At 32.3% G+C, this 10080-nt stretch carries 12 protein-coding genes; 7 read left to right on the forward strand and 5 right to left on the reverse strand.

Annotated features, from left to right (window positions below):
* Positions 1 to 39 precede the first annotated feature (39 nt).
* Complete coding sequence (locus IAI56_RS14155; protein WP_187658491.1) at positions 40 to 2082, forward strand: AIPR family protein; 2043 nt, start codon at positions 40 to 42, stop codon at positions 2080 to 2082.
* Positions 2083 to 2093: 11 nt separating this feature from the next.
* On the opposite strand, the gene IAI56_RS14160 is transcribed toward IAI56_RS14155, so the two are convergent.
* The 3 genes from IAI56_RS14160 to IAI56_RS14170 all read right to left on the reverse strand — a co-directional run bounded on the left by IAI56_RS14160 (position 2094) and on the right by IAI56_RS14170 (position 4822).
* Positions 2094 to 3257 (reverse strand): DNA cytosine methyltransferase, encoded by a 1164-nt coding sequence (locus IAI56_RS14160; RefSeq protein ID WP_239106923.1) that lies wholly within the window; start codon positions 3255 to 3257, stop codon positions 2094 to 2096.
* Between the two features lie 231 nt (positions 3258 to 3488).
* On the reverse strand, positions 3489 to 4547 hold the full coding sequence (locus IAI56_RS14165; protein WP_187658492.1) for a hypothetical protein: 1059 nt from the start codon (positions 4545 to 4547) through the stop codon (positions 3489 to 3491).
* Positions 4547 to 4822, reverse strand: a complete 276-nt coding sequence (locus IAI56_RS14170) for a hypothetical protein (RefSeq protein ID WP_187658493.1) — start codon at positions 4820 to 4822, stop codon at positions 4547 to 4549. The genes IAI56_RS14165 and IAI56_RS14170 overlap by 1 nt, the downstream gene beginning before the upstream one ends.
* 60 nt (positions 4823 to 4882) lie before the next feature.
* Here IAI56_RS14170 and IAI56_RS14175 point away from each other — a divergent pair, with 60 nt between their 5' ends.
* Positions 4883 to 5347: a hypothetical protein gene (locus tag IAI56_RS14175; protein ID WP_187658494.1), complete on the forward strand. Its 465-nt coding sequence runs from the start codon at positions 4883 to 4885 to the stop codon at positions 5345 to 5347.
* Positions 5348 to 5349: 2 nt separating this feature from the next.
* Here the strand turns inward: IAI56_RS14175 and IAI56_RS14180 are convergent, their stop codons facing one another.
* Positions 5350 to 5490: a hypothetical protein gene (locus tag IAI56_RS14180; RefSeq protein ID WP_187658495.1), complete on the reverse strand. Its 141-nt coding sequence runs from the start codon at positions 5488 to 5490 to the stop codon at positions 5350 to 5352.
* Positions 5491 to 5762: 272 nt separating this feature from the next.
* Here IAI56_RS14180 and IAI56_RS14185 point away from each other — a divergent pair, with 272 nt between their 5' ends.
* The 3 genes from IAI56_RS14185 to IAI56_RS14195 are packed head-to-tail and all read left to right on the forward strand — an operon-like array spanning position 5763 to position 7322.
* Positions 5763 to 5975 carry a helix-turn-helix domain-containing protein gene (locus IAI56_RS14185; protein WP_187658496.1) on the forward strand — a complete coding sequence of 71 codons (213 nt, stop codon included), beginning with the start codon at positions 5763 to 5765 and terminating at the stop codon, positions 5973 to 5975.
* Positions 5972 to 6304: a HipA N-terminal domain-containing protein gene (locus tag IAI56_RS14190; protein WP_187658497.1), complete on the forward strand. Its 333-nt coding sequence runs from the start codon at positions 5972 to 5974 to the stop codon at positions 6302 to 6304. Before IAI56_RS14185 ends, IAI56_RS14190 begins: the two co-directional genes overlap by 4 nt.
* Positions 6305 to 6320: 16 nt before the next feature.
* Complete coding sequence (locus IAI56_RS14195) at positions 6321 to 7322, forward strand: type II toxin-antitoxin system HipA family toxin (protein ID WP_239106924.1); 1002 nt, start codon at positions 6321 to 6323, stop codon at positions 7320 to 7322.
* A gap of 444 nt (positions 7323 to 7766) precedes the next feature.
* Here the strand turns inward: IAI56_RS14195 and IAI56_RS14200 are convergent, their stop codons facing one another.
* On the reverse strand, positions 7767 to 9011 hold the full coding sequence (locus IAI56_RS14200; RefSeq protein ID WP_187658498.1) for a site-specific integrase: 1245 nt from the start codon (positions 9009 to 9011) through the stop codon (positions 7767 to 7769).
* A 337-nt stretch (positions 9012 to 9348) separates the two neighbouring features.
* Here IAI56_RS14200 and IAI56_RS14205 point away from each other — a divergent pair, with 337 nt between their 5' ends.
* A complete protein-coding gene (locus tag IAI56_RS14205; protein WP_187658499.1) occupies positions 9349 to 9915 on the forward strand; it encodes a hypothetical protein in 567 nt (188 codons plus the stop codon).
* A partial coding sequence (locus tag IAI56_RS14210; RefSeq protein ID WP_187658500.1) for a thiol-disulfide oxidoreductase DCC family protein occupies positions 9909 to 10080 on the forward strand: 172 nt, incomplete at its 3' end. The genes IAI56_RS14205 and IAI56_RS14210, both read left to right, overlap by 7 nt.

A 10080-nucleotide genomic window follows, 5' to 3' on the forward strand; every position in this document is an offset into this window, starting at 1 on the left:
ATAATGCACTACGGGTAATATAATCTAAATTACAATTACATGGTTAGTCTTGAAGAATTTCATCAATATTTTACACAATCTATCCTCAGTGATGCAGAAAGTAGAACATTATTAAGGCCTCAAGCATTTTTTGAAACAGTATGTGAAGACCTAGTTTCAATTGGTGATTTGACTAAAAATTATACATACGCAGAGTATATTAAAAAAGGTACAGAAGCATTTGGTTATGATTTCGACGAAGAAAGAGGTGTGCTAACAATACTAAACCATCAGTATTTTCAAGATGATGAAATACAAACCTTAACAAGAACACAGTTAGATTCAAAATTCACTAGAATGAAATCGTTCTTAAAAAAAAGTTTTGAAGGGTTTCATGCTCAAATGGAAGAGACATCAGATGCTTATTCTATGGCATATAATCTAAAAAAGTATTTTGAGAGAAATCAGGTTTTAAAAGTTCGATTAATGTTACTGACCGATGGTAAAGTAACAAGAACATTAACAGACATATCTTCTGAAACTTTTTTAAATCTTCCAACTGAATTTAGAGTAGTTGATATAGAATATCTCCACAAAATTTATTCATCAGCTAGTGGTGTTGGTGAATTTGAAGTGAAAGTGAATTTGCCATGTTTAAAGATTAATCAAGAGAGTGATACCTATCAGTCATACTTAGCCATAATGAGTGGCAATTCATTAGTTCAAATATATGAGGATTTTGGACAAAAACTTTTCGAACAAAATGTTCGAACATTTCTGCAATTCCGTGGAGCCGTTAACAGGGGGTTGCGAAATACTATTGAAACTGCTCCGGAAATGTTTTTCGCATATAATAATGGTATAACAGCTACGGCATCATCAATTGAATTTGGAGATAATGGAAACATAAACCTGATTAAGAATTTTCAGATAGTAAATGGTGGTCAAACTACTTCGGCAATATATGCAGCCAGTAAGATTTCCAAAATTGATGTTTCCAATGTTGCTGTTCAAATGAAATTATCAGTGGTTAAAGATTCCAAAAATCAGGATGAATTTGTTTCAAAAGTGGCAGAGTATGCTAATACGCAAAATAGAATTAACAATTCTGATTTCTTTTCTAACAGTCCATTTCATAAGGACATGAAAGACTATTCAACTAGAATTTTTGCTCCTGCTGCAGAAGGCTCACAACGAAGAACTCATTGGTATTATGAAAGAGTTAGAGGTGAATATTTAAATAATCAAGCATATCTTTCTGCTTTTGAAAAAAGAAAATTTCTCCTTGAAAATCCCAAACACCAGTTGATTGATAAAACCTTACTTTCCAAAGCTGAAAATTCTTGGAATCAAAGACCTGATATAGTTTCGAAGGGAGCACAGGATAGTTTCAAAAGATTTGCAGATAATATTACTGAGATTTTAGAGAACGATAATTTATCAATTACGGAATCATATTTTAAAGATGCTATAGCACGAATTATTATGTTCCGCACTATTGAGCGATTAATTACAAAATCTACTTGGTATGATGGTGGTTTCAGGGCTCAAACAGTAACATATAGTATGGCATATCTTTCTTTTATTCTAAAAGAGATGTGCTTAAATTTAAACTTTAATAATATATGGGAAAATCAAGCAATCCCTGTATCGTTGTTTAAAATGCTCGATACAATTGCTGAAAAAGTATATTTTAAAATTACGTCGCCACCAGCTGGTTTTGCAAACATTAGTCAATGGACCAAAAACGCAAAGTGTTGGGAAAATGTAAAGGAACTAAAAATTGAATTTAAAAATTTAGAGGAATCATTATTTGTAGATAATCAAGAAATCAAATACATACAGAAAGAAGAGAAAAAGAAAAAGGTAGTTGACACAGGGATAGAAATACAAATTAAGGTTGTAAATACAACAATCGATGCTTGGAAGAAACTTCACAGCTATTATGCGGCAGGAAAGTCTGAATTAAAATTATCAAGTATGCATGCTGACATCTTATTTAAAATGTCGAGTGGGAAAATAGCACTACCATCTGAAAAACAATCAGCAATATTATATAATCTAAAAAAAGTAGCCGAAGACGAGGGTTTAAATATTACTTAGGATGATTTTGGTTAATCAATCGACTGCTCATGTTGAAGCTTAATTGCTTTAAAAATAGCTTCTGCCAATAAAGGCGGAACAGCATTTCCAATTTGTTGTTGTATATGAGATAATGTTCCTTTGAATATAAAATTATCCGGAAAACTTTGTAGTCGTGCTGCCTCTCTAACAGACAATCCCCTGTCTTCAAATGGATGTATTAGCATGTTTTTTCTGTAATTTGAAATGACTACAGAAGGTAGCTTTGAATTTAAGCGTTTATAAATACCACTATGGCAATTATTTTTATCTGTATAATTTTGCATTAATTCATCAGGAATAGCTTTCCAGTTCTGACCTTGTCCAATATGTTTATACCTTTCCAAAACATAATCTTTATTTCTTGATACGAAATTCTGCAACGATTTAGTTGAATTTTTCCGCATCAATTTAGCATAATCACTTGATTTTGAAGCTTTTTTCGAGTAAGAAAGTTCATAAATGTTATCTCCATTCTTTAGGGATGGCAAATCTGAAATTGCTTCTTCAACTGATACTTTATAATCAAATTTTTCTGGAAATTTAAAATCAATCCCTAGTCTGTTTCCGATCATTATAAAACGATTTCTATGTTGTGGCACTCCATAATCCGATGCAAATAGAACCCGTTCAGTAGTACTGTATCCTAATTCACCAAATAATCTTTTGATTTCCTTTACAGTGTTACCGCTATCAAAGGAAGTGATTCCCTCCACATTCTCAAATAGAAACCACGACGGTTGTAGTTCTTCAACAAACCTTAGAAACTGATTAAACAAAAAGTTATTTGCATTATTAAGCGACCTTGTTTTTGTATTAGAGGTAGAAAATCCCTGGCAAGGCGGTCCACCAAAAACTATAAAAGGGTTAATACTAGTATGTTCTAATGGCTTTATGTCACAAATGTCGTCGCACAATATTTTAGCGAAAGGATGATTATGCAAAAAAGTCTCAGAAGCAGACACATCTTTTTCAACAGCAATAGAAATCTTTATTCCTGCTCTTTCTGCACCTAGGCTTAGACCGCCTGCCCCACTGAAAATGTCAACAGCATCATAGTTAATGTTACTTTTATTGTCAATATATTTTTTACTGTGAGCTGTTTCAACATATTTCATAGAAAAACCACCTATTAAATGAAAGAAAATACCTATCAAAAATCATATATTTATCGCATATTTAAAATTAGCGAATATATCATCTTCAAAAGTCGCAAATTTAATCTTAATTATGAACAATTTCTATTAAATTATTTTTTGTAAAAAAACACCATAATACCAAAGGGTTACGTTATATACTCTTATATATTGTTAACAAATAACATAATTTTAAACATAAAAGCATTGCACATCTCTGTAGATATTTTGCAATTCAATTACATTTTCTCATCAACGGAATAAAATTTTTATTTGATTTTTATCTTCAGTTGTTTCAACTGAAATCCATCCCTCTAGCCCTTTTACTTGGTTGATAAAATGTTGAAAATCCAAAGGAGAAGCAGTTCGGTTACTAAATTTCACCCATCGTTTTCCAAAAGAAATTTTTATATTGTCAAGTATTGTTTCCGGTAAGTGACCACCTTTATTTTGTTTCATATAAAGTTTAATTGGGTCTATCGTATCAATAATGCCAAATAAAAACAAGAGCGGAAAATTCTCCAATGATATTTCCTCAAAGTTAGGTCTGATAAGATAATGAAGCCCAGCAAGCTCATAATCACTTGTATCATTTTTGTCAGGGTCTTTAGTCCAAATATTGTGACAGGCAACTGCTGCAGCTGCCAAAGCATACCTCTTTTCTAAAGAATAATGCCAGTTCAATTCTGTATCTCTATGTAACGATTTGAATCTTCTGATTTTAACTAATCTATCATAAAGATATATACCTCCAAGGATACCATGGTCAATTTTTCCTTGTGCATTTCGATAAGAATAATAACGTTCAATTTGACCAAAAAGATTTGCATTGATTCCCTTTGGCATAGATACTAAAAGAGAATGTTTAATATCATAATGATGAAGTAGGCCATCTATGGTTCCTAAATCAGGATGGTTAGCTAAATTTTCTTCCATTTTCATCCCAAAATCATGGAACAACACAGACAGGAACCACAGAAAAGGAAAAATTGGATATCCAATTTTAGATCGCTTCTCATTATATAATATGGTTTTTAATATGGTTTTTTCTCTTATTAGCAATCCTAATAAAAAAACCGAATTAGTATGGTACGCTCTTTCATCATCCAATACGTCAAAAGTATTAAACTGTTGGAGTACATCTTTCTTACCAGCAAGCCTAAAATAATCTTTAATAAATTGCTGATGATCCACTGCTGAATTAGGATTTTTTATAAATGGGTTTTGTGCAATATTCCCATCATCAAAACCATCGTAATAATCCCATATTTTAGAATCTAAATTCTTATAAAGATGCAAAAGGGTTTCCATTATTGAATATTTGAGACACGAATGGTGCCATTCTTAATACCTCTGTTTATTTCTTGTAAAAGCAAAAAATCTCGTGTTTTAATGCTTGACAATAAAGGATCCAATTTAAGAATGTCTTCAATAGCAATTTTTGCGTTAGTTCTTTCTATTAAAGCGGCGATGTAATCAAAATTTTGCTTATAGACATCCCGAACTTTAGTTAAATGGGGTGATGAATTAAATTCTACAAGAGCGGTCTTTAAGTTATTTTCAAGTTGTTTTTCAAAATCATTCATATAGATTATGCATTTAGAATGTAAAAGTACAATAGTTTTTTTATTTTATTATTGCTGATTTTGGCAATTCAAAATTTATCCTTAAAATTCAAAATAAGTTATTCATTTGCAGAAGCAGACCGTTGGGTAAAAGAAAAGTATTTAGATGTTGAAAGTGCTAAAGTGTTTCATATTCATGGCAACATCGAGGCATATGAACACCTTTACCTATCTTCGGAAACTTCTATGGAGAACTACCGTAGTGATGTAGAAAATGATAAAGTAGGATATGCTCACTTTGCAATCTATGAGTTACTGAAGGAAGCTAACGTTATTATTCTTTATGGTCTTTCGCTCGATCCGCTGGATGCAGAATTAAGCCTTCTGCTAAACGGTACATTCGCAAGCAGTAAAACACTTCGGGAAGTTATAATAGTTAACCCGAACTACAAGGTAGTTCGAAAAAGGGTTAAAATATTGTTATTCCGCAGAACAGGTATTGCAGTTCGTTGTTTTGAACCTGAAAATTTAGAAATAGAATTTTAAATTTATAGTGTCAAATACCCAAACCCATTATTATGAGCAATGGTAATCAAGGGCTGTATGTTTTCTTTAAAACGGGTGTAATCTAAACTGTCTTTATTGCTCAAATCAGGAAATAATACATATTCTTCCAGTAATTTATTCATAGTATATTCACGGTTAAGGTTCGTATTAACAAATACGATATGACTTAATGTTTGCTATAGGACAGGCAGAAATAAAGGAGTGAGGACATTTTTTTATAAAAATAGAACCTTCGTAAACTATTTAATCTTGTTTTTGTAAAGTGCTTTTTACGGCACTTTTAAGTATCAATCTTCTGCTTGTGGTTTTTTAAATACAAAATAGTGCTTTTTAACGCTCTTTTTGTTGTAAAATAGAAAAATAGTTTTATATTTGTATTAAATTATGCAATATAATGCACTCTATAGAAATCATACAAACCATCAAAGAACGTAGGGAAGTTTTACAAGTAACGCAAGAAACCTTAGCAGAACTCTCTGGCGTTGGCTTGCGTACTTTAAAACAGCTTGAAAGCGGCAAAGGAAACCCAACCTTAGTAACGTTGCAGAAAATAGCCGACGTATTAGGTATGGAAATTTGTTTAAAAGTTAAAACGATTGGTACATGAGAAGTGCCAAAATTTTGTTTAAAAATGAAGAGGCTGGAATTTTAATCCAGTATGACGATGCCTCGTTTAGCTTTCGTTATCATGATGCTTGGTTTGCCAACGAGAATAAGCCCGCAATAAGTTTGGGCTTACCTAAAGTACAGCAGGAGTATCAATCACAATATCTTTTTCCTTTTTTTTATAATTTATTACCCGAAGGTTCTAACAAGGAGGTTGTTTGCAAATTAAATAGAATTGATCGTAACGACTATTTTGGTTTGTTGCTTACTACTGCCAAGAATGACAGTATTGGTGCTGTACGCGTTATTGAAATAGCACAGGAAGTATAATGTATAATCGCTATATATGAAAGCAAAAGATATGGATTTATTGACCTTTACCCATTGCCCAGGAACACTAGCTAGTGGATTTGACACCTATAGCAAAACGGCTTTAAACAGAGTGTTTCAAGGTAAAAAAGTGCATCCTATTTTGCCTTATGCTTCTCCTGCTTCTAATGCCGAAACAGCTGCTTTGTTTGAGGAAAACCGAAGACAACTTTCTATATCTGGTGTTCAAGAAAAATTTTCTGTGCTTCTTGAAAAAAATAAACTACGCCTTGCTACTGAAAGCGAGCAAGGTACCTATATTTTAAAACCTATTCCCGGTGCCGGAAAGAAACCCGATCAAATGCCTGCCAATGAACATGTAACCATGCAAGTAGCCCGTCAAGTGTATGGTATAGAAACAGCGGAAAACGCCATGATCTTTTTCCAAGATGGTACTCCAGCCTACATCACTAAACGATTTGATGTGCTAAGCGATGGTTCAAAATTGGCTCAAGAAGATTTTGCTTCTTTGGCACAGCGAACACCGCAAACACATGGTACTGATTACAAATATTTAGGTAATTATTTAGAACTGTTTGAGTTGATGCAAAGGCATTTACCCACTTATAAAATAGAAGCTCCCAAGCTATTGAAATTATTGGTGTTTAATTATCTTTTTTCTAATGGAGACGCTCATCTTAAAAATTTTTCTGTTATTGAAACGTCGATGGGCGACTATCGTTTAAGTCCGGCTTATGACTTGCTCAATAGTCGCATTCACATAGAGGATAAAGATTTTGCTTTGGACGATGGTTTATTGCCTAAAAATTTGGCTCAAGGTAAAATAGGTTTACAATTTGCTAAACTGGCAGAACTTGCCGGAATTAGTGAGAAGAATTTTCAAACTATTATGGAATTGATGCTCTCTAAATCTGATTTGGTTGAAAAAATGGTAGTTGCTTCTTTTTTGAACGATACTACTAAGCGGAATTATTTGCAGTCTTATCAAGGTCGATTGAAACAGTTGGTGAAGGCGTGATGTGTTATTTTTGGTTGCTAGCATTAGGTATTGTTCTCAATTAATAAATGTATGTGGCGAAAAGAAAGTTGGAAGAGTGGGAGAAATAGTGATGAATGAGTTTTAAAATGAAGTTGAAAGCTAATTATTCACAAATTAGCTTTGTTTTTACATTGAGATGACACTATCTTACAATATTTCATTTGCCATTTACTACAGTTTGTGTAGTAAATGGCAAATGAAATGTGTCAAATGTTCTTTTGTTTTAAAATGTAAATACTGAATAGGAATAACTATTTGTTTCGTTCATATCGCATATCGCGATATGTGATATGTTTCTTTAATCACTTTTTTTTATTACTAAAGCTTATTCATGATATTGAAGGCTTATTTTAAATTATGACCGCATTTTTGCGGTGATTGATAGTTGTAATCACCGCATGCTATGGTACAAATCGAAAAGCATTATCTATTTTCATTAACCCATTTAGCTACTGGAACTTTGAATTTATCTTTCAAAACCTGCATGTCTTCGCTTACTTTTCTATCCAAAATTTTAGCGTAATGTTGGGTTGTTTTTAAGTTTTTATGTCCGAGCATTTTGCTTACACTTTCAATAGGCACACCATTAGTTAATGTTACCGTTGTTGCAAATGTATGTCGAGCAATGTGAAAAGTTAGTTCTTTTTCAATTTCACATACTCCTGCTATTTCTTTTAGATAAGCGTTCATTTTTTGATTGGATAGAATAGGGAGTAAACGATCTTCATTTAAGCATTGCGGATGATTTCCGTATTTATCAATTATCATTTGTGTAACCGGAAGGATTGGGATTTTAGAAGCACTTTCGGTTTTCTGCCTGTGAGTGAATATCCATTTCTCACCATCAATACCGATGCTTATATGGGATTTTGTCAAGTTTTTGACATCTATGTATGCTAAGCCAGTAAAGCAGCTAAAAAGGAAGATATCGCGAACTAACGAAAGTCTTTCTGTTTTAAAGTCTTTTTCGATTATGGATTGGATTTCACTTTCGGTTAAATATACTCTTTCAACCTCTTTGACTTTTGATTTATAATTAGCAAATGGATTTTTATCAAGCCAATCATTGGCCAAACAAAGCTTGATTATTTTATTAAAATTCTTGATGTACTTAACCGCTGTGTTGTTAGCACAGTTTCTAACGCTTCGTAACCAAAATTCGTAATCGGTTATAAAGGCATGGTCAATTTTGGTAATATCTATATCGGAAATATTGTATTTCCATTGCATAAACTCAATGGTGTGTTTTAGTGATGTAGTGTAGCGTTCCAATGTTCCTGGAGCGTATTCTTTTCCAACCAATTCTTTTATTTTGTTGTTGTGGTCTTGGAAGATAGGGACGAGCGTTCTTGCTCTTTCATCAACTCCTAATAGTTTGCCCTTGATTGTTTCTGTAGTTATAGTTATCTTTTTATAAATCAGTTCCATTTCAGCATCTCTTATTTGACTCTTCAGTAAATCAAGATGGTTATTTATTGAACGTGCTTCTTCTGAAGTACCTTTCATTTTACCTGCTTCTGTGGACCATTTGGATATTTCTACAAATCGATTTGTACTCAATTCGATGCGTTTACCGTTGACTGTAATTCTGGTGTAGATAGGGACTAAACCATTTGCAGCTGCTTTTGCTTTCTTTGCATAAAACAGAATTGAAACTTTTGTTTTCATTGTGGTGACCTTTTTAGTTGTTATTAAATTTAACTTCAATATGACTAATCCACAAGATGTACAGTTTTTATACTGGTTATTGAACTAGCTGTAAAGCCTTGTGGATACTAGTCTGGAATAAAAATCGGTTACTCAAAATTTGGATTGTTTAGGGTAACCGATTTTATCCCTTTAGGTTCACGAATGAATGAATGATTTGATATATGATAAAAAGAAAAAACCCTTAAAATCATACGATTTTAAGGGTTTTAATTCAATTTGCTTTTCAGCTGGCGGAGAAAAGAGGGACTAAGTATCAAAATTGGTAATAAAAACAAAAACTAGTAATATAATAATCATGAATATATTTTTAATACAAACCTTTTATGAATTTTATAAAAAACACAAAACAGAAATTCTTGAAAACGCATTTAGCTACGTCGTAGTTCTGGCCATGCTTGCCTATGGTGTAGGGAAATTAGTACAGTTTAATGGGGCTGCCAATACAAATCTTAAAGTATCAGAAATGACAGGAATGCAACTCATGTGGGCATTTTATGGGTATTCAAAACCCTTTGTTTTAACTCTTGGAGCACTTGAAATAACAGGAGGTATTTTAATGTTTTTTAAACGCACTAGAATAATCGGTTGTCTTTTTGTTTCCACCATTTTAATTAATGTCATATTACAAGACATATTTTATGGAGTAAATGTTGGTGCTCTAAGAGCTGCGGTACTATATCAAATACTAATCATAACAATTTTGTATATGAACAAAACTAAAATGATAGAAATTTGGAAAATTCTTATTGATAGAGAAATGAAAAATCAAGCATGGAAAAACAAACTATTGGTACTATTTATTTCGGGAATCTTATTCATCATTTTTAGAATAGTAGAATATTACATTACAACAAAATGGTAAAGCTATCATCATATCAAGATAAAGCAATTGTATTAATTGATGGAGAGTGTGACTTTTGTAATAGAACTGCTCTCTTTATCATTAAGTATGATAAAAAAGATAAATTTCGATTTGCTTCCCAACAAAGTGAAGTTGGGAAGTATCTTCTACAAAAAAATAACTACA

Source organism: Flavobacterium macrobrachii (assembly GCF_014486675.1).
Taxonomy (GTDB): Bacteria; Bacteroidota; Bacteroidia; order Flavobacteriales; family Flavobacteriaceae; genus Flavobacterium; species Flavobacterium macrobrachii.